31 protein-coding genes and 1 other annotated feature are annotated in these 24,411 nt (G+C 42.1%); of the genes, 21 read left to right on the top strand and 10 right to left on the bottom strand.

Translation table 11 applies throughout. From position 1 onward, the window contains the following. Positions 1 to 6: 6 nt before the first annotated feature. From pdhA to lpdA, 4 genes are read left to right on the top strand one after another with little or no spacing between them, the layout of a single operon-like run. Positions 7 to 1,074: a pyruvate dehydrogenase (acetyl-transferring) E1 component subunit alpha gene (gene pdhA, locus V1497_RS03900; protein ID WP_349409663.1), complete on the top strand. Its 1,068-nt coding sequence runs from the start codon at positions 7 to 9 to the stop codon at positions 1,072 to 1,074. Next, on the top strand, positions 1,075 to 2,073 hold the full coding sequence (locus V1497_RS03905; protein WP_349409664.1) for an alpha-ketoacid dehydrogenase subunit beta: 999 nt from the start codon (positions 1,075 to 1,077) through the stop codon (positions 2,071 to 2,073). A 15-nt stretch (positions 2,074 to 2,088) separates the two neighbouring features. Next, positions 2,089 to 3,375, top strand: a complete 1,287-nt coding sequence (locus V1497_RS03910; RefSeq protein ID WP_349409665.1) for a dihydrolipoamide acetyltransferase family protein — start codon at positions 2,089 to 2,091, stop codon at positions 3,373 to 3,375. Beyond that, positions 3,376 to 4,821, top strand: coding sequence for a dihydrolipoyl dehydrogenase (lpdA, locus tag V1497_RS03915; RefSeq protein ID WP_349409666.1), 1,446 nt, complete (start codon positions 3,376 to 3,378; stop codon positions 4,819 to 4,821). A gap of 194 nt (positions 4,822 to 5,015) precedes the next feature. Here the strand turns inward: lpdA and V1497_RS03920 are convergent, their stop codons facing one another. Further along, positions 5,016 to 5,570, bottom strand: a complete 555-nt coding sequence (locus tag V1497_RS03920; protein WP_349409667.1) for a helix-turn-helix domain-containing protein — start codon at positions 5,568 to 5,570, stop codon at positions 5,016 to 5,018. A 100-nt stretch (positions 5,571 to 5,670) separates the two neighbouring features. Here V1497_RS03920 and V1497_RS03925 point away from each other — a divergent pair, with 100 nt between their 5' ends. The 3 genes from V1497_RS03925 to V1497_RS03935 all read left to right on the top strand — a co-directional run bounded on the left by V1497_RS03925 (position 5,671) and on the right by V1497_RS03935 (position 7,842). Continuing rightward, entirely contained in the window at positions 5,671 to 6,387 is a 717-nt protein-coding gene (locus V1497_RS03925; RefSeq protein ID WP_349409668.1) for an AzlC family ABC transporter permease, read from the top strand. Then, the gene (locus V1497_RS03930) at positions 6,380 to 6,688 is read left to right on the top strand and encodes an AzlD domain-containing protein (RefSeq protein WP_349409669.1); all 309 of its coding nucleotides are present in this window, start codon (positions 6,380 to 6,382) and stop codon (positions 6,686 to 6,688) included. The genes V1497_RS03925 and V1497_RS03930 overlap by 8 nt, the downstream gene beginning before the upstream one ends. Before the next feature lie 281 nt (positions 6,689 to 6,969). Further along, positions 6,970 to 7,842 carry a Cof-type HAD-IIB family hydrolase gene (locus tag V1497_RS03935; RefSeq protein ID WP_349409670.1) on the top strand — a complete coding sequence of 291 codons (873 nt, stop codon included), beginning with the start codon at positions 6,970 to 6,972 and terminating at the stop codon, positions 7,840 to 7,842. 33 nt (positions 7,843 to 7,875) lie between these two features. Here the strand turns inward: V1497_RS03935 and phnE (V1497_RS03940) are convergent, their stop codons facing one another. From phnE (V1497_RS03940) to V1497_RS03955, 4 genes are all read right to left on the bottom strand, one after another. After that, positions 7,876 to 8,676 carry a phosphonate ABC transporter, permease protein PhnE gene (gene phnE / locus V1497_RS03940; RefSeq protein ID WP_349409671.1) on the bottom strand — a complete coding sequence of 267 codons (801 nt, stop codon included), beginning with the start codon at positions 8,674 to 8,676 and terminating at the stop codon, positions 7,876 to 7,878. Then, on the bottom strand, positions 8,676 to 9,482 hold the full coding sequence (phnE, locus tag V1497_RS03945; protein ID WP_349409672.1) for a phosphonate ABC transporter, permease protein PhnE: 807 nt from the start codon (positions 9,480 to 9,482) through the stop codon (positions 8,676 to 8,678). Before phnE (V1497_RS03945) ends, phnE (V1497_RS03940) begins: the two co-directional genes overlap by 1 nt. After that, the gene (gene phnC / locus V1497_RS03950; RefSeq protein WP_349409673.1) at positions 9,466 to 10,254 is read right to left on the bottom strand and encodes a phosphonate ABC transporter ATP-binding protein; all 789 of its coding nucleotides are present in this window, start codon (positions 10,252 to 10,254) and stop codon (positions 9,466 to 9,468) included. The genes phnE (V1497_RS03945) and phnC overlap by 17 nt, the downstream gene beginning before the upstream one ends. 135 nt (positions 10,255 to 10,389) lie before the next feature. Then, on the bottom strand, positions 10,390 to 11,301 hold the full coding sequence (locus tag V1497_RS03955; protein WP_349409674.1) for a phosphate/phosphite/phosphonate ABC transporter substrate-binding protein: 912 nt from the start codon (positions 11,299 to 11,301) through the stop codon (positions 10,390 to 10,392). Positions 11,302 to 11,511: 210 nt separating this feature from the next. Here V1497_RS03955 and V1497_RS03960 point away from each other — a divergent pair, with 210 nt between their 5' ends. From V1497_RS03960 to V1497_RS03990, 7 genes are all read left to right on the top strand, one after another. After that, positions 11,512 to 12,351 carry an HAD family hydrolase gene (locus tag V1497_RS03960; protein ID WP_349409675.1) on the top strand — a complete coding sequence of 280 codons (840 nt, stop codon included), beginning with the start codon at positions 11,512 to 11,514 and terminating at the stop codon, positions 12,349 to 12,351. Between the two features lie 164 nt (positions 12,352 to 12,515). After that, positions 12,516 to 13,334, top strand: coding sequence for an ABC transporter ATP-binding protein (locus V1497_RS03965; RefSeq protein WP_349409676.1), 819 nt, complete (start codon positions 12,516 to 12,518; stop codon positions 13,332 to 13,334). Then, entirely contained in the window at positions 13,309 to 14,082 is a 774-nt protein-coding gene (locus V1497_RS03970; protein WP_349409677.1) for an IucA/IucC family C-terminal-domain containing protein, read from the top strand. Before V1497_RS03965 ends, V1497_RS03970 begins: the two co-directional genes overlap by 26 nt. A 367-nt stretch (positions 14,083 to 14,449) precedes the next feature. Continuing rightward, positions 14,450 to 14,800, top strand: a complete 351-nt coding sequence (locus V1497_RS03975; protein ID WP_349409678.1) for a DUF2200 domain-containing protein — start codon at positions 14,450 to 14,452, stop codon at positions 14,798 to 14,800. Positions 14,801 to 15,009: 209 nt separating this feature from the next. After that, positions 15,010 to 15,269 (top strand) — a binding site (T-box leader). Positions 15,270 to 15,329: 60 nt separating this feature from the next. Beyond that, positions 15,330 to 16,571 (top strand): MFS transporter, encoded by a 1,242-nt coding sequence (locus V1497_RS03980; RefSeq protein ID WP_349409679.1) that lies wholly within the window; start codon positions 15,330 to 15,332, stop codon positions 16,569 to 16,571. A gap of 129 nt (positions 16,572 to 16,700) precedes the next feature. After that, complete coding sequence (locus tag V1497_RS03985; protein WP_349409680.1) at positions 16,701 to 17,147, top strand: hypothetical protein; 447 nt, start codon at positions 16,701 to 16,703, stop codon at positions 17,145 to 17,147. A 383-nt stretch (positions 17,148 to 17,530) separates the two neighbouring features. After that, positions 17,531 to 17,923 (top strand): VOC family protein, encoded by a 393-nt coding sequence (locus V1497_RS03990; protein WP_349409681.1) that lies wholly within the window; start codon positions 17,531 to 17,533, stop codon positions 17,921 to 17,923. A 78-nt stretch (positions 17,924 to 18,001) separates the two neighbouring features. Here V1497_RS03990 and V1497_RS03995 read toward each other — a convergent pair whose 3' ends face one another. Further along, on the bottom strand, positions 18,002 to 18,433 hold the full coding sequence (locus V1497_RS03995; RefSeq protein WP_349409682.1) for an Lrp/AsnC family transcriptional regulator: 432 nt from the start codon (positions 18,431 to 18,433) through the stop codon (positions 18,002 to 18,004). A 117-nt stretch (positions 18,434 to 18,550) separates the two neighbouring features. On the opposite strand from V1497_RS03995, the gene V1497_RS04000 reads away from it, so the two are divergent. After that, positions 18,551 to 18,964 (top strand): carboxymuconolactone decarboxylase family protein, encoded by a 414-nt coding sequence (locus V1497_RS04000; RefSeq protein ID WP_349409683.1) that lies wholly within the window; start codon positions 18,551 to 18,553, stop codon positions 18,962 to 18,964. 226 nt (positions 18,965 to 19,190) lie between these two features. Here V1497_RS04000 and V1497_RS04005 read toward each other — a convergent pair whose 3' ends face one another. After that, on the bottom strand, positions 19,191 to 19,739 hold the full coding sequence (locus V1497_RS04005) for a cysteine hydrolase family protein (protein WP_349409684.1): 549 nt from the start codon (positions 19,737 to 19,739) through the stop codon (positions 19,191 to 19,193). Next, positions 19,736 to 19,942, bottom strand: a complete 207-nt coding sequence (locus V1497_RS04010; RefSeq protein WP_349409685.1) for a DUF1272 domain-containing protein — start codon at positions 19,940 to 19,942, stop codon at positions 19,736 to 19,738. The genes V1497_RS04005 and V1497_RS04010 overlap by 4 nt, the downstream gene beginning before the upstream one ends. Before the next feature lie 142 nt (positions 19,943 to 20,084). On the opposite strand from V1497_RS04010, the gene V1497_RS04015 reads away from it, so the two are divergent. Both V1497_RS04015 and V1497_RS04020 read left to right on the top strand, forming a co-directional pair. Continuing rightward, positions 20,085 to 20,504 carry an Lrp/AsnC family transcriptional regulator gene (locus V1497_RS04015; RefSeq protein ID WP_349409686.1) on the top strand — a complete coding sequence of 140 codons (420 nt, stop codon included), beginning with the start codon at positions 20,085 to 20,087 and terminating at the stop codon, positions 20,502 to 20,504. 230 nt (positions 20,505 to 20,734) lie between these two features. Beyond that, positions 20,735 to 20,896, top strand: a complete 162-nt coding sequence (locus V1497_RS04020; RefSeq protein WP_414703597.1) for a YfhE family protein — start codon at positions 20,735 to 20,737, stop codon at positions 20,894 to 20,896. Positions 20,897 to 20,906: 10 nt separating this feature from the next. Here V1497_RS04020 and V1497_RS04025 read toward each other — a convergent pair whose 3' ends face one another. Together V1497_RS04025 and V1497_RS04030 are read right to left on the bottom strand one after the other, a co-directional pair. Further along, on the bottom strand, positions 20,907 to 21,239 hold the full coding sequence (locus V1497_RS04025) for a hypothetical protein (protein ID WP_349409687.1): 333 nt from the start codon (positions 21,237 to 21,239) through the stop codon (positions 20,907 to 20,909). A 29-nt stretch (positions 21,240 to 21,268) separates the two neighbouring features. After that, the gene (locus V1497_RS04030; RefSeq protein ID WP_349409688.1) at positions 21,269 to 21,859 is read right to left on the bottom strand and encodes a hypothetical protein; all 591 of its coding nucleotides are present in this window, start codon (positions 21,857 to 21,859) and stop codon (positions 21,269 to 21,271) included. 185 nt (positions 21,860 to 22,044) lie between these two features. Between V1497_RS04030 and V1497_RS04035 the strand changes: the two genes are divergently transcribed. Genes V1497_RS04035 through V1497_RS04050 form a run of 4 tightly spaced genes read left to right on the top strand, consistent with a single transcriptional unit; the run spans position 22,045 to position 24,402 of the window. Then, positions 22,045 to 22,695 (top strand): RNA polymerase sigma factor, encoded by a 651-nt coding sequence (locus V1497_RS04035; protein WP_349409689.1) that lies wholly within the window; start codon positions 22,045 to 22,047, stop codon positions 22,693 to 22,695. Between the two features lie 57 nt (positions 22,696 to 22,752). Continuing rightward, a complete protein-coding gene (locus tag V1497_RS04040; RefSeq protein WP_349409690.1) occupies positions 22,753 to 23,142 on the top strand; it encodes a VOC family protein in 390 nt (129 codons plus the stop codon). 18 nt (positions 23,143 to 23,160) lie between these two features. Next, positions 23,161 to 23,571: a VOC family protein gene (locus V1497_RS04045; protein WP_349409691.1), complete on the top strand. Its 411-nt coding sequence runs from the start codon at positions 23,161 to 23,163 to the stop codon at positions 23,569 to 23,571. 21 nt (positions 23,572 to 23,592) lie between these two features. Beyond that, positions 23,593 to 24,402 (top strand): serine hydrolase, encoded by an 810-nt coding sequence (locus V1497_RS04050; protein WP_349409692.1) that lies wholly within the window; start codon positions 23,593 to 23,595, stop codon positions 24,400 to 24,402. Positions 24,403 to 24,411: the final 9 nt, after the last annotated feature.

Genomic DNA, 24,411 nt, shown 5'->3' on the forward strand with positions numbered 1-24,411 from the left:
GGTCTTATGGAAACGCAATTTCCGATGAAGCAGATCTTAAATGAAGATGGAATCGTCGTCAATTCCGAGTATGAAAGCCAAATGACGGAGGAACTGACGAAAGAGCTTTATGTCATGATGTTACGAGCACGTATGTTTGACCGAAAAAGTGTCAACCTGCAGCGTCAAGGACGGATCGGTACGTATGTCCCGTTCGAGGGTCAAGAGGCAGCACAAGTCGGAAGTTCACTCGTCCTGGAAGAAGGCGACTGGATGTTCCCGACATACCGTGACCACGGAGCAACGTTGACTTACGGTCACTCTGCGCGAAATCTGTTTTTATACTGGAAGGGCTATCCGATGGGCTGTGTGCCGCCGGAAGGAAAGAACATCTTCCCGCCAGCTGTACCGATCGCTTCCCAGCTCCTTCATGCGACAGGTGCGGCATGGGCAGAGCAAATGAAAGGAACAGATCGCGGCTCGATCGTCTATTTTGGTGACGGAGCGACTTCCGAAGGAGACTTCCATGAAGGGCTCAATTTTGCAAGCGTATACAATGCCCCGGTCGTCTTTTTCAACCAAAACAACGGGTTTGCAATTTCAGTACCAACCGAAAAGCAAATGAAATCGAAGACGATTGCACAAAAAGCAGTCGCATATGATATCCCAGGTGTCCGCCTCGACGGCAACGATATCTTTGTCGTTTATTTTGAAACGAAGAAAGCGATGGATCGTGCACGACGCGGTGAAGGGCCGACGTTGATCGAAGCGGTGACATACCGTTACGGCGCGCATACGACAGCGGACGATCCAAGCAAATACCGTGACCAGGAAGAAAGCAAGCGTCGTCGGGAAACGACAGATCCACTTCTTCGTCTCGAGCGCTATTTGCAAAACAAAGGATACTTCGAGGAGTCATGGAAAGCACAAGTGGAAGAAGAGATTACGAAAGAAATCGAGAAAGCGGTCGAGGATATGGAAGCATACGGACCAGCAGAACCGTCCGATATGTTCACCCATGTGTTCGAAACGCCTACTTGGTCGGTTCAGGATCAGTATGATGCATTCAAGGCTCGCGTAAAGGAGGAAGTATAGATGAGTACAGCCGTTAAAACTCAGAAACTGACAATGGTACAAGCGATTACGGATGCGATGGCGACGATGATGCGTGAGCACGATGACATCCTTGTCCTCGGTGAAGACGTCGGAAAGAACGGAGGCGTATTCCGTGCAACAGATGGACTGGAAGCTGAATTCGGTGAAAAGCGTGTCATCGATACACCACTCGCTGAATCCGGAATCATCGGTACGTCAATCGGCCTTGCGATGAATGGCTTCCGTCCGATAGCGGAAATGCAGTTCCTTGGATTCATCTATCCTGCATTCAATCAGATTATGACGCATGCTTCACGAATTCGATCTCGTACGCTAGGGACTTTTACGGTACCTATGGTCATTCGTGCGCCATTCGGAGCTGGTGTACGTGCACCTGAAATCCACTCAGACAGTGTTGAAGCACTTTTCACACATATGCCAGGTATCAAGGTCGTTATTCCATCCAACGCATATGATGCGAAGGGCCTTCTCATTGCGAGTATTGAGGATCCTGATCCAGTGCTGTTCCTTGAGCCGATGCGCTGCTACCGTTCTCACAAGCTGGAAGTTCCGGAAGAGAAGTATACCGTTGAAATCGGTAAAGGTGCTCGTCTACAGGAAGGTGACGATATCACGTTGATTGCCTGGGGAGCGATGGTCGACGTGATCAAGAAGGCAGCGAAGGAAATTGAAGAGGAAGAAGGCATCCACTGTGACGTCCTCGACCTGCGCACACTTTATCCGATGGACCGAGATCTGATTGCCGAATCCGTTCAAAAGACGGGACGAGCAGTCATCGTACACGAAGCGCCAGGCACAGGCGGTGTCGGGAACGACGTTGTTTCGCTCATCAACGATACGTCATTCTTATACATGCGCGCACCGATCAAGCGTGTAACCGGACACGATACACCCGTACCGATGTGTGCGATTGAAGATGACTATTTACCGAATGCAGACCGAGTCAAGCAAGCGATTATCGAAACTGTACGTTTCTAAGATAGGAGGAAGAAAATGATTGAAGTAAAGCTCCACGACATTGGCGAAGGAATTACGGAAGGGGAGATTACACACTTTCATGTTTCTCCGGGGGATGCTGTCAAGATCGACCAACCACTCGTCGAGGTCCAAACGGACAAAGTGACAGCAGAACTGCCGTCTCCTGTCGCAGGTACGGTAAAAGAAATCAAAGCTTCGGAAGGAGAAGTCGTCACAGTCGGAACGACGATCATCCTTATTGAAAAAGAGGGTAGTGTCTCTGGCGGAGGTGGATCTTCTGATGCTCCTAAGGCGGAAGAAAAGCCGAAGAGCACGCATGCTGAAGAAGTGAAAAAGCAGCGTACCCATACAGCTGTCCAAACGATGGAACGCCTGACACGTCGTGTGCTGGCGGCTCCATATACACGAAAAATCGCAAGGGACAATAACGTCGATATCGAGCAGATTGAAGGAACAGGCCCAGGAGGACGCGTGACCGAACAGGACGTATACACGTTCATCGACGGTGGCAGCAAGTCACAGCCTGTGTCTGAACCAGTGGCGGAAGAAACGGGCGGAAATTCAGTGGCTCAACAGCCTGTCTATAAGTCGCTTGAAGCGAAGGAAATTCCGTTCAAAGGCCGCCGCAAACAGATTGCGCAGAAAATGACCCAATCCTTGTATACGATTCCGCACGTCTCTCATTTTGACGAGGTCGACCTTACGAATCTATTAGACTTGAAAAAATCGCTAAAAGCAGCGGATCCAGATGGATCAAAAGGCATGAACGTCTCTCTTGCAGCGTTTTTCGTAAAAGCCCTTCAATTGGCGTTGCGTGACTATCCGATCTTCAATGCGAAGCTCGATGAAGAGAACGAAGTCATCCGACTGGAAGGCGAAGTGAACATGGGTATTGCAACAGATGCAGATGATGGTCTGATCGTTCCAGTCGTGAAAAACGTCGAGCAAAAGTCGATTGCGACAATCAACAGTGAAATGAAGGATTTGATCCAGAAAGCGAAGACGAATAAGCTGAAGCCTTCTGAAATGAAAGGCGGAACGTTCACGATCAGTAATGTCGGACCGCTTGGCAGTACTGGAGCGACGCCGATCATCAATCATCCTGAAGTCGGCTTGATGGCCTTCCATAAAACGAAAAAGATGCCAGTCGTCATCAATGATGAAATCGTGATCCGTTCAATCATGAATGTCTCAATGACGTTCGACCACCGAGTAGCGGACGGTGCGACTGCTGTCGCCTTCACGAACCGTTTCATGCACTATATTGAGAACCCTGCAGCAATGACATTGGAGCTGATATAGATGGTTGTAGGTGAAGTGATTCAAGAACGCGAGCTAATCATCGTGGGAGGCGGACCTGGTGGCTATAACGCCGCCATCCGTGCCGCACAGCTCGGTTTGGAAGTGACATTGATTGAAAAAGGAGAACTCGGTGGCATCTGTTTGAGTAAGGGATGCATTCCGTCCAAGCTATTCGCTCATACAGCGGATAAGCTTTCGGATTGGAAGCATATGCAGCAGCTCGGAATTGAAGCCGGCGAGCCGAACTTCAACATGGAACAGCACCGGAAATATATGAACCAGACGGTCTCTGGCTTGCAAAAAGGCGTCGAGGCGCTCTGCAAAGCGAACAAAATTGAAGTCATCAACGGTTCGGCATCTTTTATGACGGGTAACCGTATCGGAGTCGAATCCGGTGATACGTTCGAAATGTACAAATATGAGAAGGCGATCGTTGCAACAGGTGCATCTGTCCATGTTCCTGATGGAGTCGATTTGAGTGAAGAACGAGTCTACACCGCCCAAGACATCTACTCGATTGAAGCAATTCCGGAGCATCTCGTCATTTATGGGTCTGACTACATTGCGCTTGAAGCGGCAACGAGCTTCAATGCACTTGGCGCAAAAGTGACGATTGTGCTGGATGGTGAAAGTGATCTCGGATTTGATCCGGACATCAACAAAGAGCTTAACCGTGTCTTGAAAAAGTCCAAAGTGAAGGTTGTTAAAGACAGCAGTTTGGATTCAGTGGAATCAAATGCAGATCAAGTCACACTCCACCTCATAAAAGGGGAGGAAAAAGTGACATTGGAAGGCAGCCACCTCCTCGTATCCGCTGGCTTCAGACCGAATACGAAGGAGTTAGGACTGGACGCATTGAAGGTTGAGACCGATGACAACGGATTCCTTGTCGTGAACGAGCATAGTGAAACGAGTGCGCAAGGTGTATATGCAGTTGGGGATGTCACGATCGGACCTGCTTTAGCGGTCAAAGCGATCAAGCAAGGGAAAGTAGCAGCAGAACACGCAGCTGGTCAGTCAACAGAATTGAATCTCCGCTATCTTCCGACTGTCGTCCACACGTCGACACCGATTGCTTATGCTGGTTTGACGGAAGAGGAAGCAAAGGCTGAAGGATTCGACGTGACTGCCGGTCAGTTCTCGATGTCCGGAAATGGTTTTGCGAGTATAACAGGTAAAAAAGAAGGCCTCGTCAAGATCATCAAAGACAGTAAGACGGATCTCTTGCTTGGGGTTCATATGATCGGGCAAGGTGCGGTAGAAATGATTTCATCTGGCGTTACAGCATTAGAAATGGCAGCACGGGACGAAGACATCCTGTATCCATTCTACCCGCATCCAAGCTTCAACGAAGGATGGTTGGAAGCGCTCGAAAGCATGACTGGAACCGCAATCCACGTACCACCGAACAAACAACAGAAAAAAGACGCTCAACCGGTTGGATGAGTTGAAAAAGAGGGTGGCGCAGGCCACCCTCTTCATATTTAAAATGTAATTGGTCTATATTTTAGCGAATATACGTATAATTCTCGAAATATACGTATAAATCTCAGAATATGTTTATAATTTCTGTATTTTAATGGATTATCGTCAAAATAGGCTCATATTTGCGCAGCTCCATTAAATGATACTGTACTCCATTACGAATAATGAACGATCAGGAACAAATTACATGGATCCGCTGATGAATTCTTATATGTATGTTCATAATCGGCTGAGAAACGGAATGCTTCCCCGGCTTTTAGATGGTGGACGGAGCCTTCAATCTCTACCGTCATCTCCCCTTCATGCAAAAAAAGATATTCCTCGACGCCATTGATGTGAGCTGGGCTCGTGTACTTGCAGCCAGGCTCCATCGTTACGGCATAGACCTCAAAATTCCGCTTCGGTTCAGTCGGAAACAACGTATGAACGAGATAGCGGCCTTCATCCTCAAGCAAAGGATTCACTTCATCAATCTTCACTTTTGAAAATTTCGGTGTATCTTCCTCAACGAACGAGGAAAATGAAATGCCAAGGCCGGTAGCAATTTTCCAGAGTGTACTGATGGTCGGACTTGAGGTTCCCCGTTCAATCTGCCCTAGCATCGCTTTACTCACCTGTGTTATTTTCGACAATTCATCCAAGCTCAGTTTACGTTCAGTGCGGATTGCTTTTAATTTATCACCGATCATTTGATTCACATCATGGGCCATAAGAAATTCTCCTTGACTAGAAATATGTTATAACATACAATACATACAATATATCATACATAACGTGCCACGTACAAAAGAAGCGGAAGGTGAGGATCCCATGAACATCGCTATAGCAGAGCGGCTTACATCATCGGTTTTCAGGCGAGGACTGCAGAAGGGGAGCAGTATTGCAATCGGCTATATGCCAGTCGCCTTCACATTTGGCCTGTTAGCCAAAAGCTCTGGTCTGAACCTATTCGAAACAATCAGCATGAGTGTTTTTGTCTTTGCAGGTGCAGCACAGTATATTTCGTTGACTTTGTTTGCAGCAGGAATAAGTGGCTTTGAAATCATCCTTACCACCTTCATCGTCAACATCCGTCATTTATTGATGAGTGCATCAGTCGGTGAGCAGTCTGCTGATGAACCCAAATGGAAAAAAGCGATCTATAGCTTTTTCATCACAGATGAAACCTTTGCATTAGCGTCTATCCAAAAAGATAAAATTCAATCAGCGTTTATGATTGGACTTGGTCTCAATGTGTGGACCAGCTGGGTCGTCTTTTCTGGTATAGGCTTCATGATTGGTTCAGGATTGCCATCGATTTTACAAAATAGTATGGGCATCGCCTTATATGCGTTGTTCATCGGACTACTCGTCCCGACTGCGAGAAAGTCTGTGAAAGTGATCCTGTTAGCTTCTATCGCTGCGGTGTTGAATAGTATTTTAACCTTTACAACTGGCTTGTCAACCGGCTGGACGATCATCCTTTCCACGTTGATTGCTTCAATTGTCGTAGAGGTTATATGGAAAGGGGAGAAGGCTGATGAGTGAAACCTATATTTGGATCATCCTTGGTATGGCGATTGTAACCTACATTCCAAGAATGCTTCCACTAGTCGCCTTAAACACGGAGTCCATCCCGCCATTTTTACGTGGCGTATTGAAGAATGTACCGTTTGCAATACTGGGTGCGCTGATCTTTCCAGGCATCCTTACGTTCAACGGGGACATGTGGATGGGTGTCGTCGGGGCAGTGACCGCCTTCATAGCAGCTTATTTTGGAGCGAGTCTGATCGTCATCGTCATTTGTTCCATTAGTGTTCTCAGTGTATTGAGCCTTCTTTTCACATAACAATAACTTAACTTTCAAATCCTTGGAAATCGTGCTATAGTGGACCTACTCCAATGACTGAGGTGAAGGAATAGATGAACGCAATTCAGATTTTATCTGAAAAAGGAATCGATACGACCAAATCACTTCCAGTTAAGTGGAGAAAAGAATACAATAAAGCGTTTTCATAAAAAGAGCTGACATCGAAGCTCTTTTTCTTTTTGCCTTGTTTTAGACAACGGTGTTTCCATCTTGTTAAAATGGGAAAAATATTAAAAAAACATAGAAAAGGACTAGATAGAATGAAATTGATTGCAATCGATATGGACGGGACATTAGTAAATAACAATACGACGATTAATGAAGAAAATGTAGAAGCGATCAAAAAAGCGCAGAAAGCCGGCATTCATGTCGTTGTAGCTACTGGACGCTCTTTTGAAGAAGCGGTCAATCCGATTGAAGAAGCTGGATTGAATCTTCCAATCATCGCGATCAACGGCGCACAATTCCGAAATAAAGAAGGCGAAATTAAAAACAGTATCACACTCTCTAAAGAGACGTACTATAAAGTGGATGAATTGCTGAATCATTATTCCATGTATTATGAGCTTTATACGAATAAAGGGACCTACAGCAACGATTTAGAAATGGCCATTGATATTATCGTCGACATCATCAAGAGTGCGAATCCCGAAGTAACCGATTCTCATGCACATAAACTGGCGGACTATCGTGTGAAAAACGGACGTATTCATTACGTAGAGGATTACCACGATATTGTGAAGGATCCTGAGGTGGAAATCTACAAACTATTGAGCTTCTCCCGCAATGAAAAGAACCGAACAGATGCGATGAACGATTTCCTCACGTTCAACGATTTAGCGGTGAGCCGTTCGGCTGAAGCAAACCTCGAAATAACACATAGGGACGCACAAAAAGGGATCGCTGTGAAAAATTATGCCGATCAACTCGGTATTCCAATGAAAGAAGTTATGGCGATCGGAGATAATTATAACGATGTGTCCATGTTTGAGCTCGCAGGTATCAGTGTGGCGATGGGCAACGCTGAGGAAGATATCAAGCGTTTGTGTTCTTTTACAACAAAAACGAATGATGAAAGCGGCGTAGCACATGCCATTCATACGTTCATGCGTAAAATTGAAGTAAGCAAATAAAGAAAAGGAGTGACGGCGAGTCACTCCTTTTTTCTATACGATTCGTTTACGAATTGCAGTACTGATGTAGTCGATGATGCTGACGAAGATGATAATGACAAGCAGGATCATACCAACTTCATCCCAGTTACGGTTTCGGGATGAAATGACGAGCAACGTTCCGATACCACCGGCACCGATGATCCCTAGGATCGTGGAAGCACGTACGTCGATTTCAAACCGATAGATCGCATAGGACATGAACTCAGGAATGACCTGAGGCATGATGCCGTAGAAGAAGATCTGGATCTTGTTGGCCCCGTTCGCTTCCATCGCTTCCACCACATGCATATCAATCGACTCGATCACCTCGGAATAAAGCTTACCAAGCATTCCAATCGAGTGGATGGCAATGGCAAGGACCCCTGCAAAAGCACCAGGCCCGATTGCGACGACGAAAATCAATGCAAGAAGGATCTCAGGGAATGTACGGTCTGCATTCAGAATCCATTTCCCCATCGTGTTCAAAAACGGATTGCGATTGATGTTCGATGCTGCAAAGAAGCCGAACGGCACAGCAAGAATCGCTGCCATGAAGGAACCTGTAAACGCGATGAATAACGTTTCCATCATATAATCCAACACTTTCTCAGCAAACGTGAAATCCGGACTGAACAGCTTCGGGATAACACGGTCGAAGTTTGCAATCGTCTTTTCGCTGAAAATCCGCGCCCATGGGATCTCGATCGTCGCAAATGCCCACACATACAAGGCGATAAGACCGATCCCGATTCCGATGTTGCGGACAATGATCATCGGTTTACGATTTGTTTTAGGAGGTACTTGTGTGTTCATTAAACGAGTCGCCCCCTTAGTTTATTACTGATATAGTCGATGATGACGACGACTACGAACGTAATGACGATGATCGTGCTGACATTTTGGTAGCTCAAGAAACTCATCTGTTGACGCAGAATCAATCCGATTCCACCAGCACCGACGAAACCGAGTACGACAGAAGCACGTACGTTGATTTCAAATACGTACAAAGTAAAAGAAACAAACTGAGGAAGCACCTGTGGAACGACCGCATACCAGATAACCTGTAACGTATTCCCGCCGGATGCACGGATTGCCTCTAACGGATTCATATCGATTGCTTCAATCGTTTCACTGATCAACTTCGCAAGAATACCGAGTGAGAAGATGATCAAGGCAAGGATCCCCGCGAAAACACCGATTCCGAATAGACCGACAAAAACGACTGCCAAAATGAGCTCAGGAATGGTACGCATGATATTCAAAAACATTTTTGTCGCATTATACAACACTTTATTTTGAACGATGTTGTTTGCTGCAAGCAGACAGAAGGGGATACAAAGGATCCCGGCGATCGTGGTAGCGATGAGCGCCATCTTGATCGTTTCCAGCAGCTTCTCCCAAACAACTCCGGTATAGCCCCAGTTAGGTGGAAATAGTTGAACGACCATTTCCCAAACGTTTATAAAAAAGGCACTATCAAAACGAGTTATTGAAGATTGCGTCATGAAGGAGCTGAATAAATAAAATCCTAAAACAACGAGCATGATGATGTTCATCCGAACCTTGGCTTTACGGGATACCAAGCTAGTAGGAACTTCTGAATTAAGGGGTTTGGTCATTATCTTCCTTGCCCCCTCGGATATCGTCTTCTTTAATCGGACGTCCGTAGATTTGTTCGAAGGTCTGTTCATTCACTTCGCTTGCAGGACCATCAAATACGATTTCACCTGCTCGCATGCCGATGATACGATCCGCATACTCCATCGCCATATCGATGAAATGCAGATTGACGATCGTTGTAATGTTGTCTTCCCGATTGATTTTCTTCAAGTATTTCATGACTTGATGGGAGGTTGGCGGATCAAGACTTGCAACTGGTTCATCCGCTAAGACGACAGAAGGCTGCTGAGTCAGAACACGTGCAATTGATACACGTTGCTGCTGACCACCACTCAATTGGTCTGCACGGGAATACACTTTTTCTTCAATATTGACACGCTTCAAGCTTTCATAAGCGAGTGCCATATCCTTCTTCGGATAAAGGTTTAAGATACTTCTCAATGTCCCTGTGTGACCAAGTCGGCCTGAAATGACATTTTTCATGACGGTCGAACGTTTCACCAGGTTATAGTTCTGGAAGATCATCCCGATTTTCGTACGAAGCTTCCGCAAATCTTTTCCTTTATAATCCAGGATATTTTCATCGTCAACCAGGAGTTCACCGTGGGTAGGTGTAACAAGACGGTTGATGCTGCGGATGAAGGTGGATTTACCTGCACCGGAAAGACCGACGATGACGACGAATTCTCCTTCGTTGATTTTTACATTTACGTTTTTCAAGCCTTGTGTCCCGTTCGGGTAGACAAGTGATAAATCTTTGAATTCAATCATAGTAATTCCCCTTACTATTCAATAGAGTTATATGCCAGTAGATTAAGAGGATCGTTCTCTTCTACCTGAATCGTTTTATATAGAAAAAAAGGGAGAAGGCCAGCTTCCCCCGAGAAGTTTCTGTTGTTACTCTAATTAATTGTCTAGCAAGTTTTGATCCTTGAATTTCTCATAAGTACTACGAACGACGTCATATTCGCTATCTTCTGCTTCAATAATTGCATCCCAGCTATAGACATCCTTCATGATTTGGATCATTTCTTCATCATCGTTGAACGAAAGGAATGTTTCTTTGATTTTCTGTTTCCATTCATCAGAAAGCTCTTCCGTTACAGAGATTGTATCGTTTGGAATATCAGACGTGTATTCAATTACTTTCAACTTATCTTTTACATCAGGGTAGTCATCTTCAATCGTGTTACGTGCATCATCAAATGTCGTTGCTACATCAGCATTTCCGTCGTATACAGAAATCAATGCGTTATCGTGACCACCTGCTTCGATCGTGTTGCTGAAGAAACCGGATTGGACATCTTCCACGTTGAACTTGTCCATGATTTGAGCTGCAGGGAATAAGAACCCACTCGTAGATGCTAGGTCAGGAATCGCCCAAGTCTTACCTTTCATATCTTCAAGGGACTCGATGCCGGAATCTGCACGGACGACATATTGTGCACGATATGTACCACTGCCGTAACGCTCAGACTTAAGGATGACTTCAACATTGTGTTTTTCGTTTGCAAGAACATAACCGAATGCTGGTAAGAAACCGATTTGTACTTTGTTGCTTCCCATTGCTTCAACAAGAGCGGAGTAGTCTGTCATAAGCTGTCCTTCGACTTCAATCCCAAGCTCTTCACTCAATTTGTCAGCAAGAGGCTTGACCGTATCTGCAATTTCATCAGAGTCTTGTGATGGAACAAACCCCATGATGAGCTTTTCTGGATCTCCGTCTTTCCCATTACTTCCAGAATCACTGCTTGTACCACAAGCTGTCAGCCCGACTGCAAGAAGGGCAACAAGCAATAACGATAAAACTTTTTTCATTCCTATTTCCCCCTAAAAAAGTTTTTGTTCAACCTCTATATTATCCTATAAATCTACAATCTTTTCCATACTCATTTACAAAATATTTGTTATATTTACATATTATTTACATCGGGACCCCTTTACACCTTTTGCCAAAGGGGAGAGGAACATTTATAATGACAGATAGTTCTAGCGTTGATAAATATTAGTTTGAGAGGGATGCCATATATGAAACAGTTCTATCCGGATTGTAAATTAGTCATCTTCGATTTGGACGGTACGTTGTATGAAGATACTGACCACTTTGACCACTATGCCTCTTTATTAAAAGAACGGGTTGCACCAGAGCATCAGGCAGATTTTCTGAATGATTACGAAGCGATGAAGAAGGGTGATCATACCGTAAGTATCGGAAAAGCATACGATGCTGACCATGATGCGATTCTCACACTCGATCCTTTGACATTGAAAGTGACCCATGTACAGCAGTGGGACGGGAAAGAATGGGACCATACCCGCATTCAAGGTACATATTCGGAGGATATTACGTTCGACTTCGAAAAGATCATCGCGATCGGTGATGGCTGGTGGCTTCCTTATACAGCGGCACGCCATCATGGGGTTTCCATTGAAGAAACCTATCAATGTTATACAGAAACGAAGGAGTACATGGTAACGGATGCGTTTGAACTGACGAAAACGCCAGGACTTAGGGATGGACTTCTGAAGCTGAAGGAAGAAGCTGAAGTGGTTCTCGTTACGAATAGTGAGGAGGATGACGTTCAAAGGCTTTTGAAAGAGCTGGAGCTTGATGATATTTTTCCTGAAATCGTTCCGTTAGCCCAAAAACCGGTCCAGACGAAGAAAATCTTCCTGGATTTAATGAAGAAGTACAACGCAAAGCCTGAAGAGACCGTATCGATCGGGGATAACCTGATCAATGAGATTGCGCCAGCACTCGTGTTGGGAATGAGGACCATTTACATCCAGCCGACAGGAATCGAAATGGAACATGAGAATTTGAAGGTTGTCACAGGCCTCGCGGAAGTATTCAATACACAGAAATAAACCATGCTGCTTACCCATAAACATGATAGAGAATGTTGCGGGTAAGCTTCTTTTTTGCAATTTAGTGATAATGATTCTCAAAATCATTGACACTCATTCTCACTTGCCATAAAATTAAGGAAGTGACTCTTACCGTGTATCGGTACAAAAAGGGAGAGAAATCGATGTTTTCTCTTGAAACGAAGAATATTACATTAGCTTATCAAGATACACCAATCATAGAAAATTTAGATTTTAAAATACCTAAAGGAAAAATCACGGTCCTGATCGGAAGTAACGGTTCAGGAAAATCAACATTGTTGAAAGCGCTTGCCCGATTATTGAAACCGAAATCAGGCAACATCCTCATCAACGGGAAGGATATCCATCAATCCTCTACGAAAAAGGTTGCAAGACAGCTGGCGATTTTACCCCAGTCCCCAGTAACCCCAGAAGGATTGACGGTCATCCAGCTCGTCAAGCAAGGGCGCTATCCTTATCAAAGCTGGCTCCAGCAATGGTCAGCGAAGGATGAAGAGGCGGTCCGTTCTGCACTGGAAGCGACAAACCTGATCGACCTGCAGGATCGTCAAGTTGACTCGTTATCAGGTGGACAGAGGCAACGTGCCTGGATCGCGATGTCACTCGCTCAGAATACGGAAACCATTCTGTTGGATGAGCCGACGACGTATCTGGATCTTGCACACCAAATTGAAGTGCTCGATCTGTTATATGATTTGAATCAAAATGAACAACGTACGATTGTCATGGTACTACATGATTTGAACCTTGCATGCCGCTATGCTGATCATATCGTTGCGGTGCATAATAAAGGGATCTATGCGGAAGGACCTCCTGAACAGATTGTAAGTCCACAAATGGTGCATGATGTTTTCGGCTTGCAGGCACAGATTTCTTACGACCCGATGTTCGGTACACCAATGTGCATCCCGTGCGGGAAAGGCAGGAAGATAAACCATGATTTACGACGTGCAAATGCCTAACTATATCGATTTCATACAACAAAATTATCGGCTTGCAGAAAAAGGATCTTCTGATGAATCTTTCCTTTCCTCAGAAGATCTGTTGGATACATATGCCACAGAAAAGTTCGTCAATGAGCAGCTTAAACCGTTGTTGAATGCGCCGAACGGATTGGTAACAGCTTCTCAATTCTCAAAGCGCTATGCGTTTTCCGTCATCACCCCTTTTTTTGCAAGCCTGACATTGTTTGATCGTGTCTTGAATATGAATCCTGATAACTGCGAACTGCATCGAGACCCGGATAAAGGGATACTTTTGCCGCGACTCAGCTTGAAGGATGAAACGACTGATATAGTAGGAAGTAATCGAGAGGCTGAAATTCATCGAGCACTTGAAGCTGTGTTCAAAGGCCATATAAAAAAGGTGTGGCAGACGTTGAATGCTTCTGCATCAGCACCTCTTCCAGTGTTATGGGAGAACACGGCCATATATTTCTACTGGTTGTATGAAACGAACTTTTACAATCATGAATTGAATGTGGCGGATGACAAGATCGAACAGGATTTTGAAATCATCCTTAACGCACCGGGAGAATGTTTTGGTGAGAATGACAACCCATTAGCGAAATTCCATCACCCGAAACAAACGCTATTACAAAGCAATCCACCAGTACGCGTTCGGAAAACATGCTGTCTATATTACGAAGTGAACCAAGAGCGAAACTTCTGCAAAACCTGCCCAAGATGCCTATCAGGCTATACAGAATAAAAACAAGTGACTTTCAAAGGAAAGTCGCTTGTTTTTTGATTTTGGCTAGGTTAAAGAATGTTGTTGATTTTGAACAGCTTCAGGCGGACGCTTTCCGCGGGTAACGCTTCAGTCTCCTCACTTCCACAGGATGTGGTGGCTTCGACCGTTCACCATAGGACGTGGTGGTTTTTAGTCGAAGAACCTTTATCACTCGCTCTGTGGGGTCTTCAGCTGTTGCTTCTCCCGCTGGAGTCGCCGCCTTACGCTTCTGTATTCTTTAAATATCAACAATAAAAGCTTGATTTTAGATGTGCCAGCTTTTTAAGAAGAAAAAAGGATTTTAGGCAAGAGTATTGAATGCCTAACGAAAAAAGGAGGATGTGTCATGACGAAACATAAAATATATACAATGAGCTTTGCAAACGTCTATCCCCATTACATTACGAAAGCAGAGAAAAAAGGACGAACAAAGGCAGAAGTTGATGAAATTATCCGTTGGTTGACAGGCTATAGCCAGGAGGAGTTAGAAGATCAACTTGAAAACCAGACAGACTTTGAGACCTTCTTTGCGGAAGCTCCCCAAAAGAATCCTTCAAGGAATCTAATCAAAGGTGTAGTATGCGGTGTCCGAGTGGAAGATATCGAAGAACCAACGATGCAAGAAATCCGTTATTTGGATAAGTTGATTGATGAGCTGGCAAAAGGTAAGACGATGGAGAAGATTTTGCGGAAATAAAAGAAAAGATATTAAGAAGGCTTATCTGTAATCAAAATAAGCTTTTTTCATTCAATTGGTTTGAGTTTGGTTTTAGAGTTGTATGTGCAGGAGAGAAAAACATAGAAGAAATTCATAAAGCAGTAAAGGTGTTAGAAGCACGGAAAGATTAAATTATTTCATTTAAGTATTTACAAGATTGGTAACAATATGGATAATGGTAAGAAATATAAACTGCGTTGAAGAGAAGAGTACGTAAACATTAATTCTTGTCAGAGAGCTCCGGTTGGTGAAAAGGAGTAAGAATTGGTTTACTGAACCAAGCCTCAGAGCATCGCATTGGAACCTTAACAGGGGATAGTGTGACGGGTTCTCCCGTTATTGAGATAAGGTATAAACAAACATGGTTTGGCGTACCTGATAAGATTAATATGGTGACATATTAATAAACTGGGGTGGCACCGCGATGAAAGTGAATCTCGCCCCCAAGACAACAGTCTTGGGGGTGGGATTTTTTTATTTTCTAGGCACTGATTAGGGAGGATAACTGATGGAGTTTAGAAGAAACGATCACTCGTGGAAAAACCCAACGCTTTTATTATCTGCAATTGGTCTTTCAACCATAGGGGATTGGATCTACTTGATTGCACTGAATCTAATTGTATTGGATATGACGGGATCACCTTTGGCCGTTGCGGCTCTTTATATTTTAAAACCTGTATCAACCTTATTCACCAATTTTTGGGCAGGATCAATAATTGACCGGTTGAATTTAAGGAATTTTATGGTAGTCTTGGATGTGTTCAGGGCGGCTCTAATTCTCATTGTGCCTTCATTATCTTCAATCTGGCTTATATACTTGGTTGTGTTTTTCATTAATATGGGTAGCTCCGTCTTTGAGCCTGCTTCTATGACTTATATCACAAAATTGCTTCCTCCTGCGAGAAGACAAAGGTTTAATGCCTTGCGAGGTCTGGTCGATTCTGGAGGCTTCCTTCTCGGTCCTGCGGTAGCTGGAATCCTATTCATGATAGGAACACCTTATACAGCCATCTATGTTAATGCCTTTACATTTCTCGGTTCTGGATTAATAATGATGTGTTTACCTCAATTTAATAAAAGTGCATACAAGATAGATGGTGGTTTTTCAATCGGACTTTTGAAAAAGGATTGGCAAGTGGTTCTTCAATTTACCCGTGTCCATACTCACATCATTACAATTTATTTTCTATTTAGTCTCATGATGGTAATGGCAACAGCACTAGATTCGTTAGAAGCTGCTTTCTCAAAAGAGGTATTAAAGTTATCCGATACAGAGTACGGGTTTCTTGTAAGCATTGCAGGAGCAGGAATCGCTGTGGGGTCCATTTTTAATGCGTTATATTCTAAGAAGTTACCTGTTACATTTCTTATCGGTGTGGGCTCTCTTTTCGTTTCTGCTGGTTATATCATTTATGCTTTTTCCAGTAATTTTACGATTGCTGCATTAGGGTTCAGTGTGCTCTCTTTTTCCCTAGCTTTTGCAAATACAGGTTTTTATACCTTTTACCAGGACAATATACCAGTTGATGTGATGGGGAGAGTAGGAAGTTTTTTTAGCTTCATAGAAGCGATTTTCATCATTGCAGCCACAATTATCATTGGAATAGCTGCTCAAGTATTTACCATAAAGGGGTCTGTTATAGTTGGCTCATTCTTCATGTTACTTATTACGGTTGTTCTAGGCGCTATGAGTTATTTACACAATGAAAAAATTCACAACCCAGCACATAAAGAAGGTGTTATACCTTAACTAACTTAGGAACAGATTGAGAAACTTAGGTCTAACATTACAAACCCAAGCCAATGCCTTTAAATTGTGGTTAACAAAAGATATTCTTAAAATGCAGAAGTCTCATTTTTAAAATTAAAGGATGATACAATGAGTAAATTTCGTAAAATATTGCTTTCCATCGCTGCCATTTTCACCATTGTTGCTCTATTTTTGTATGGGGTTTATGGGGGTACGAAGATGGAACGGAATTTTGCAAAGTATAAAGATGAACGACTAGAGATGATCGAAATGCTGAAGAATGGTGAGATCAAAAAAGAGGGAAGTCTATTTTATCCAACACCTCCGGAATATAGAGGTGCCAATGTAGATCCATATATTCATGCCAAGATGTATGAAAATCGACATTTTGTTTTTTTTCAATGGGTGGATTCACCGAACTTTGGACCTGGCTTGATAGAGGGATTCCTCTATACGTCGACAGGAGAACCGCCGACCATTAAAGAATTCTCTTATTTAGCTGGCTGCGAGTTCAAAAAGATTGAAGGAGAAGAAAATTGGTATTTTGCTTCGGATGACAGTGGATATTATGATTAATTATTAATGTCGGTTTTGGTGTGATAAAAATGAATTTTGATGGATTGTATGAATTCTTCTTTCCTTTTCTACTATTAAGCCTTATCGTCTTTACTACGATCTATTTAAGGGATAAAGAGGATTTTAAAAGACAACTGCAAATGATAAAGGCACATAAGTGGAAAATTACACTAACAATTTTGCTTGTTTTACTGATTCCACTTGGCACTTTATTAGTAGTTTATTTGCTTAAAAACATAGCTGAGTTGTTAAATATATAACGATGTAGGCTTGTCCGATTTAATTGGACAAGCCCTTTTTTATGAAAGTTCGTATTGAATTACAAATGGTAATTTGAAATAATTGGAAGTAGGTTTATGAAACGTGAAAAGAGGAGGGGTATAATGAGTAAATCCGTTTCTAAGAGTAAATCGTATTTGAATCAGGTACATTACATCCGTATTCCAGTCCGTGATAGTGATCAATCTGTTAAATGGTACACTGAAATCCTAGGATTGGAATTGCTTACAATCACTGAGGAGAGCTATGCAGTTCTAAAGATGAATGAAGGACCGATGTTGCTCGTATTAGTACCAACTGAGGATGATACATACGCCCATTTCTCAGTGAAAGACGAATCTGCATTCAGTATTGGATTCACAAGTCCTTTACTGAAAGAATTCCATCAATATCTCATCGAGAATGATGTTAAAGTAGATGAGATTACAGAAGACCACGGTCACTATTACTTCCACTTCTATGATCCTAGTGGGAATAAATTGCAGGTTCATTGGTAGAACCATATGTGAATAGAGGAGAGTTGGATGGAAGATTGTCCGTAGCATCCATCTCTCCATATCTATATTAAGAAATGCTTATAACGTTTGATTTGTCTCTACGTTTGAAAAAATGATATGAGTGACTGTATGTGCCAGGTCTGAAAAATCATTTATGAATATTTCTATTTCAGCTAGACTTCTAAAGTGTAATTTCAGGATAAAACAAGCTTGGCCTGCGATACGGTGACAATATTCCACATTGCCCTGATTTTCAATTTTCTTTTTAAAGCGTTCGTATTGGCCATTTTTTATAGTGGCTTCAATCATACAACTTATCGGATAACCCGCTTTCTCATAATCAATCTCTACTGTATACCCTTTAATGACCCCGAATGATTCCATTTGTCTTACCCTTTCAGTAACAGCAGGTGCAGACATATCTACCAACCTACCTAATTCCCTCATGGAGACTCGGCTATTTTGAAGTAAATGGTTGAGGATTCTTATATCTTTTTCATCTAATTGCATATGTAAGGTTTCCTTTCAGTTTTCCTTTATACTGACATGTATTTCTTTGTGTCCCTTTACATTCGCTATGTGTAAAAACATAAACACCTATTATGATTATGACAAGGGGGGAGAGGAATGCCAAGAATAACTTTTTCACAAAATGGCAACAGTCCATTCCAACAACTGCTTGGACATAATCAGGAGATCATGGAAAATTGGAATAGACTCGGGGACGTGTTGGGTTCAGACGGAGTGTTATCCAATCAATTAAAAGAACAAGTGAGAAGAACACTCGCACAACATAATGGGTGTGAGTATTGCAAAGCGAAGGGACGTCCTTCAGATGATCAGTTTGATGAAAAAACATCAGTCGCAGTAGGTTTTGCTGAAGCGTTTTTGAAATATAAGGGCGAGTTTCCTTCCAATGTATTTGCGGTTTTGCATGATACATTCGATGACAAAGAAATTAGTGAGCTTTGTGCGTTTATCTGTTTTACAACAGCATCCCAGTATTTTGGTGCGATTACAGACCTGAAACCTATAGAATAAAGGAAAAAGGGGGAGAATTATCCCTTTTTTTAATGCAATTTTACCTTTTGAGGGTTAAAAATAGATTGTAGTAGTCGTTATCTACGAAAAATTAGGATTTTCATACAAAAATTTAAAATTATCTACGAAAATATCAGATTATCTACGAAAATAAGAAATTATCTACAAAACTAAAGAATTATCTACAAAAACGAAAGGAGCGATTACGGTTAATCGCTCCATGCCATCAAAAGTACTTTTCCAGATAATCTTCGGTTGAACAGACCGTTGCGAACTCATTATGGATCGTAGCCAGTGAAACATCATGAATGGTTTGGGGATCGACAGCTTTTCCATTGTGATCGGTTAATTCGAATGCTGCCGTTGCATCAGAAATCAAGAAGGTGTGAAAGCCTAAATTTCCACTCATTCTTGTGGTAGTAGAAACGCAATGTTGGGTGGTCAATCCTGTTATGACAACCTCCTTAATTCCCTGATCGTGTAAAAAGTGCTCAAGGGATGTACCGATAAACGCGCTGTTAACTTCTTTTCGAATCACCATTTCATCATCCAGTGGCTTTACAATTTCTTTGATACGGTATCCAGGGTGATCGGGATGGAAAACCGAGTCATGATTTTGAGATTGATGTTGGATGAAAATAACCTCTTGTTGCTTTTTTCTCCATTCCGTTAGCAAACGTTTGATATTCTCTTCTGCATCATGGTTATTCCGTTCTCCCCATTTCGGGTCGTTGAATGCGTCCTGCACATCGACAATTAGAAGAGCCTTTTTCATAATACATTCCCCCTAACGGTTATTGGGCATGCTCCCTTGGTGGCTCTTGGTCTTCTGACAAGCTCACCACTGCAGTTGGGACAACGATTTGACATCGCACTAGTGCAACCCTTACAAAAGGTACATTCATGTACACAGATATAAGCCTCGTCATAGACCTTTGATTCGCATCTTTCGCATACCGTTTTCATTTCCAACCCCATATATGTAACCTCCTTCTTTTCTTAACGTTAAGTTTATTTGAAAGAAACAAAGGAACCCATACTTTTTTTAAGGTGTTCATACTGGTATTCTTTAAGATGGAAGGAAATAACTGGCGTTAGAATAAAATATGAAGGTGGAATCATGGACCCTATCAATCGAAAAATTTTAGAGGTTTTACAAGTGGAAGGACGAGTCTCAATGACTGAACTAGGAAAGAAGATTTCAATGTCTGTACCTGCAGTGACAGAGCGGGTGAGAAAGCTTGAGGAGCAGGGTGTTATTCAGGGATACAAAGCTCAGATCAATCCCGATAAGATCGATAAATCGGTCAAAGCTTTTGTCTTGGTGAAAACCCATCGATGCAAGGCATTCAGAGAATTTTGCAAAGAAAATCCTCTTGTCATTGAGTGTCATCGTCTAACAGGTGAATATAGTTATCTCGTAAAAGTCATAACCGAATCCTACGAACTGCTGGAGGAATTCATTGATGCCACGATGGAATATGGAGAGCCGTACACGATGATGAATCTCTCTTCGCCTGTTTTGAACAAGATTATTTAAACTTAAGGGGTCATGTCCTGGAATACTTTACGTCGATCAGTGGAAAAGAGGATTTAAACGTTTCCAAAAGGCGGAGAGTCCATTGGGCTAATGTGAAAACACCTTACGACCTTGTGTTGGTGGACCGTGAGTTTTGGGAGATATCGTTCTGATTCACGGTCATGTTTATCAAGTTTCGTGAGTGGGTACGGCATAACTATAACCCAATTCCAATTGAAAGGATGATTACTTTGAGTAAAAATACACAGTATCAACCGATCCGAGGAATGGAGTTATCCGATGCTCAAGAAGTCGCTTATGCCAAAGAATTCAAGAAAGCGGACATGGCCGGCGGATACCGAAAGCCTAAAGTAAAAAAAGCGAAAAAAGAAAATCCAGATTTATTGAAATAGTTAGCGTCAACTAAAAGCAGCCATGTGGCTGCTTTTTTACATTTTTGTAGAGAAGGAAAGCCCACCATAACAATAAAAACAAATAGCCTATGATGGTGAAAATCGACCACACAGCACCTTGCTGCAATTGACTTACGAAATGCTCGAACTCATTTATTCCTTCGGCTCTTCCAATACTATTAATAAGGCTAATTATTGGAATTGTAACAGTGAATAAAATAGCTACAACTGACAAAAACATAACCTTCTTTTTCGCTACATTAACGATAGCAGTTCCTAATGTTGCAAATAATAGAAAGTAATAGATTAGCCAAAACCAATTAGGCAGCGGTTCCCAATGCATAATCCCACACCGTCTCATTTTTAATACGTTCAATGATTTTCTTTTGTATATTCTCTAAAAAAAATAGTTAAATGGTTAAAATGGAGCATTACACTCACGTGTATATCCTTGTATTTCGTACTTAATGTTTCTCTTGAGTAAAAAGTAGGTTTTTTTAATTCTTCAATTTTTTCTTCTATTCCTATTGTACTTTCCAACAATATTTGTAACCTTCTTTTATTGCTAATCGAATAATTTTCTTGAAAAGATAATTCTATCACAAGCTCTCTAATTTCCTCGACACGGAAAAGGAGCGTATCTAAATCTTCAATGCTAATCGTTGTAGGTTCTTTACTTATGAAAGATGGTTGATCGTATAATCTCAGTATGTATTGGATTCGATCAGTAGTTAAGTCCATTTTTTTGGTGCCATTAAGAGAGTTATAGATGTCTTCGTATTCACTTTTGAACTGAGTTAATTTACCTTTATACTGATCAACCACCTTATTATTCGCATCATATGAAAATGATTTCACAAAGCTAAAGTATGAGTAAGGATAAATAAGGTTATTACCAATAAAGATTGTAACGAATATAAGTATAAAAAGTATAAAAAACTTCTTTTTTAGCGTTATCTTCACTTCAGTCCCCCTCCAGTTTTTTCCGATAATTAAATAATATCACAAATAAATTGATTATTTTCAAAAAAATGGAAAAAGTGCAACTATGTGAAGGAGTTGTCTTTTTTCATCCAACTCAAGGAAGGATAATGACTCTATTTTGGAGTAGTCTTTACGTAGTGATGATGAAAAGAAGAAGGGATTCCATGCTACATCCAATGGTCGATACATATTTATCTGACTTGAAGAAGTATTGCTACCATCTGACAGGTACGCCCTGGGATGGCGATGACCTGTTTCAGGATACAATCGTAAATCTTATGAAGCGATCTGCTCAATTGAACGAGCATCCTAATCCCAAAGGATATCTGTTTCTTACGGCCACCAATCAGTGGCGGGATACGCTCCGTAAAAAGGGGCGTGACGGAAAGCCCTTATCTGGAGATTTGGACGTCCCCATAACCGATTTAAGTTTATTCGATTCCATCGAGGTCCTCATTGCCTTACTTCCTTTTAAGCAAGCAGCAGTTATCTTGCTTACAGAATATTATGGGTTCACCTCGAAAGAGATTGCTGCAATGCTGGGGATGACAAGTGGTGGTGTGAAGGCAGCTTTAAGTAGAGGGAGAACCACCTTAAAAGCCATGCACAATGGAAAAACAGAACGTATAGAAGCCTTACCCGTACTAGTCGATCGTCTGTTGTCAGCTCTTAGAAAAGATGATCCCCGTACCATCATAACGACATATCACATTTTGGTCTCTCGAGGTGTTCGAATTAATCGGGACGAGCAGTTTTTTATTTTTGAGTTGAAAGACCCTGACGGTCATATTTATCAAGTCAAAGAAAAAATATAACAATTTCGTATCCTTTTTCGTTCTAGTTTCGTTAGTTTAGTGAGGAGGCGATAATTTATGAAATCTGTTAAACGAATTGATTCTGTATTTGTTCCGGTAACCGATATGGAAAGATCGGAGAAATGGTATAAGGAGGTCTTCCCTTTCGAAGTGGTTTATCGCAGTAGTGATGGGCAATATGTTGGTTTCAGGTTTGCTGAAAAAGGCGAATTGAAGACGGCGTTAACAATCTATAAAGTTGAAAAACTACCAGAACGCAATCATATGGCATTCAATTTTTATGCGGAAGATGTGGATGCTTTTCATTCTTACCTCACCAGTAATGGATATGAGGCGAGCGAAATCCATGCAGCGGATGGTATGCGGTTCTTTGATTTTTACGATCCCGACCAAAACGAACTCGGTGTCGTCACCTTTGAAGAAGTTCCGATGGATCAAATCAAGTAACCAACCTAGGAGGATAGTATGACGATAGCGATTCAACGAGTAGGGACGACCTATATCCCTGTTTCAGACCCAGAAAAGGCGTCAAAATGGTACCAAGAGAAGCTCGGAGCAATTGAGAATTATTTCGATCAAGACAAGGCGATTTTAGATTATGCGAATCAAAGCTTTTTCCTTGTTAAGGCGAAAGAGGGGGAGCGTTCAGGTTTTGTTGATTATAAAGGTGACGAGCAATTTTCGATGACCTTTGAGGTGGACGGCCTCGAGCAACTCGAAGAGCTTCATACATTTTTAAAAGAAAAGGGAGTCAAAGTCGGAAAGATCGAGGACCGTGGACACCCTGGTAAAAACTTTGTTTTCAGTGACCTTGATGGAAATCGATTTGATGTATGGAGTGAGCTGAGTCCATCCTTTAAGGAAAAGACGCTATAATATTGAGGGGAGGCGTTAAGGATGGAATTTCTTAAACTTAAAGATGAAATTGAAAATATGGCAGACAATGTCACTGGTCGGTTATCGTATTATATAGAATATAATGGAGAGACCTTATATAAGAACCCACAAGTAAAAATGAATCCCGCCAGCATCATTAAAATTCCTATTGCGGTAGCCGCTCTCTTGCAAATTCAGAACGGTGAAATTGATGCTAACAAAGTCATTACGGTCACTGAGACTGAAAAGATTGGCGGTACAGGCATTATTCACTGTATGAAGGGTGAAGTAGCGTTTTCGTTTCAGAATTTAATCCCCATAATGATTAGTGTTTCAGATAACACAGCAACAAATAAGATCATCCAAGAAATAGGGATTCCGACGATCAACAAGGTGATTGAATCTTTAGGGTGTGTAAATAGTGCGGTCAATAGAGAGATCATGGATGTTGATCCAAACCTTGTTGAATTGAACAATCATATGACCGCTCAAGATGTAAATACCCTATTAAAGGACATCAACAGCGGAGATCGATTAACGAAAGAACATAAAAACTTTCTCTTGGGTTGCTTAGAAAAACAACAATTCAACCACAAACTTCCTTTATTCATCAAGGATACCTTGTACTCCCCATATGCACATAAGACAGGCGATGATATCGGAATGGAGCACGATGTCGGAATTCTAAATATCAATGGTGAGACCTTATACGTATCTATCATGTCAAACGAGGTACATAACAATTTGGATGCACAAATGTTTATCAGTGGTGTGGGAAAGCTGTTATATGACTTTGCAACCGCTTCTTCTCTCTCAAATTCGAATGCTTGAACGATTAAG

The sequence above is a fragment of the Pseudalkalibacillus sp. SCS-8 genome (assembly GCF_040126055.1).
Lineage (GTDB): Bacteria > Bacillota > Bacilli > Bacillales > Fictibacillaceae > Pseudalkalibacillus > Pseudalkalibacillus nanhaiensis.

What these genes read in the sequence shown, in the direction of transcription:
- V1497_RS04015 (WP_349409686.1), top strand. Translation starts at nt 20,085, where the DNA reads ATGGACCCTATCAATCGAAAAATTTTAGAGGTTTTACAAGTGGAAGGA.
- V1497_RS03980 (WP_349409679.1), top strand. Translation starts at nt 15,330, where the DNA reads ATGGAGTTTAGAAGAAACGATCACTCGTGGAAAAACCCAACGCTTTTA.
- V1497_RS03995 (WP_349409682.1), bottom strand. Translation starts at nt 18,433, where the DNA reads ATGCAATTAGATGAAAAAGATATAAGAATCCTCAACCATTTACTTCAA.
- V1497_RS04010 (WP_349409685.1), bottom strand. Translation starts at nt 19,942, where the DNA reads ATGGGGTTGGAAATGAAAACGGTATGCGAAAGATGCGAATCAAAGGTC.
- V1497_RS04025 (WP_349409687.1), bottom strand. Translation starts at nt 21,239, where the DNA reads ATGCATTGGGAACCGCTGCCTAATTGGTTTTGGCTAATCTATTACTTT.
- V1497_RS04005 (WP_349409684.1), bottom strand. Translation starts at nt 19,739, where the DNA reads ATGAAAAAGGCTCTTCTAATTGTCGATGTGCAGGACGCATTCAACGAC.
- V1497_RS03975 (WP_349409678.1), top strand. Translation starts at nt 14,450, where the DNA reads ATGACGAAACATAAAATATATACAATGAGCTTTGCAAACGTCTATCCC.
- V1497_RS04045 (WP_349409691.1), top strand. Translation starts at nt 23,161, where the DNA reads ATGACGATAGCGATTCAACGAGTAGGGACGACCTATATCCCTGTTTCA.
- V1497_RS03970 (WP_349409677.1), top strand. Translation starts at nt 13,309, where the DNA reads ATGATTTACGACGTGCAAATGCCTAACTATATCGATTTCATACAACAA.
- phnE (WP_349409671.1), bottom strand. Translation starts at nt 8,676, where the DNA reads ATGAACACACAAGTACCTCCTAAAACAAATCGTAAACCGATGATCATT.
- V1497_RS03965 (WP_349409676.1), top strand. Translation starts at nt 12,516, where the DNA reads ATGTTTTCTCTTGAAACGAAGAATATTACATTAGCTTATCAAGATACA.
- V1497_RS03910 (WP_349409665.1), top strand. Translation starts at nt 2,089, where the DNA reads ATGATTGAAGTAAAGCTCCACGACATTGGCGAAGGAATTACGGAAGGG.
- phnE (WP_349409672.1), bottom strand. Translation starts at nt 9,482, where the DNA reads ATGACCAAACCCCTTAATTCAGAAGTTCCTACTAGCTTGGTATCCCGT.
- V1497_RS03925 (WP_349409668.1), top strand. Translation starts at nt 5,671, where the DNA reads ATGAACATCGCTATAGCAGAGCGGCTTACATCATCGGTTTTCAGGCGA.
- V1497_RS03935 (WP_349409670.1), top strand. Translation starts at nt 6,970, where the DNA reads ATGAAATTGATTGCAATCGATATGGACGGGACATTAGTAAATAACAAT.
- V1497_RS03985 (WP_349409680.1), top strand. Translation starts at nt 16,701, where the DNA reads ATGAGTAAATTTCGTAAAATATTGCTTTCCATCGCTGCCATTTTCACC.
- V1497_RS03905 (WP_349409664.1), top strand. Translation starts at nt 1,075, where the DNA reads ATGAGTACAGCCGTTAAAACTCAGAAACTGACAATGGTACAAGCGATT.
- V1497_RS03920 (WP_349409667.1), bottom strand. Translation starts at nt 5,570, where the DNA reads ATGGCCCATGATGTGAATCAAATGATCGGTGATAAATTAAAAGCAATC.
- V1497_RS04050 (WP_349409692.1), top strand. Translation starts at nt 23,593, where the DNA reads ATGGAATTTCTTAAACTTAAAGATGAAATTGAAAATATGGCAGACAAT.
- V1497_RS03990 (WP_349409681.1), top strand. Translation starts at nt 17,531, where the DNA reads ATGAGTAAATCCGTTTCTAAGAGTAAATCGTATTTGAATCAGGTACAT.
- V1497_RS04040 (WP_349409690.1), top strand. Translation starts at nt 22,753, where the DNA reads ATGAAATCTGTTAAACGAATTGATTCTGTATTTGTTCCGGTAACCGAT.
- V1497_RS03930 (WP_349409669.1), top strand. Translation starts at nt 6,380, where the DNA reads ATGAGTGAAACCTATATTTGGATCATCCTTGGTATGGCGATTGTAACC.
- V1497_RS04000 (WP_349409683.1), top strand. Translation starts at nt 18,551, where the DNA reads ATGCCAAGAATAACTTTTTCACAAAATGGCAACAGTCCATTCCAACAA.
- lpdA (WP_349409666.1), top strand. Translation starts at nt 3,376, where the DNA reads ATGGTTGTAGGTGAAGTGATTCAAGAACGCGAGCTAATCATCGTGGGA.
- V1497_RS03955 (WP_349409674.1), bottom strand. Translation starts at nt 11,301, where the DNA reads ATGAAAAAAGTTTTATCGTTATTGCTTGTTGCCCTTCTTGCAGTCGGG.
- pdhA (WP_349409663.1), top strand. Translation starts at nt 7, where the DNA reads ATGGAAACGCAATTTCCGATGAAGCAGATCTTAAATGAAGATGGAATC.
- V1497_RS04035 (WP_349409689.1), top strand. Translation starts at nt 22,045, where the DNA reads ATGCTACATCCAATGGTCGATACATATTTATCTGACTTGAAGAAGTAT.
- V1497_RS03960 (WP_349409675.1), top strand. Translation starts at nt 11,512, where the DNA reads ATGAAACAGTTCTATCCGGATTGTAAATTAGTCATCTTCGATTTGGAC.
- phnC (WP_349409673.1), bottom strand. Translation starts at nt 10,254, where the DNA reads ATGATTGAATTCAAAGATTTATCACTTGTCTACCCGAACGGGACACAA.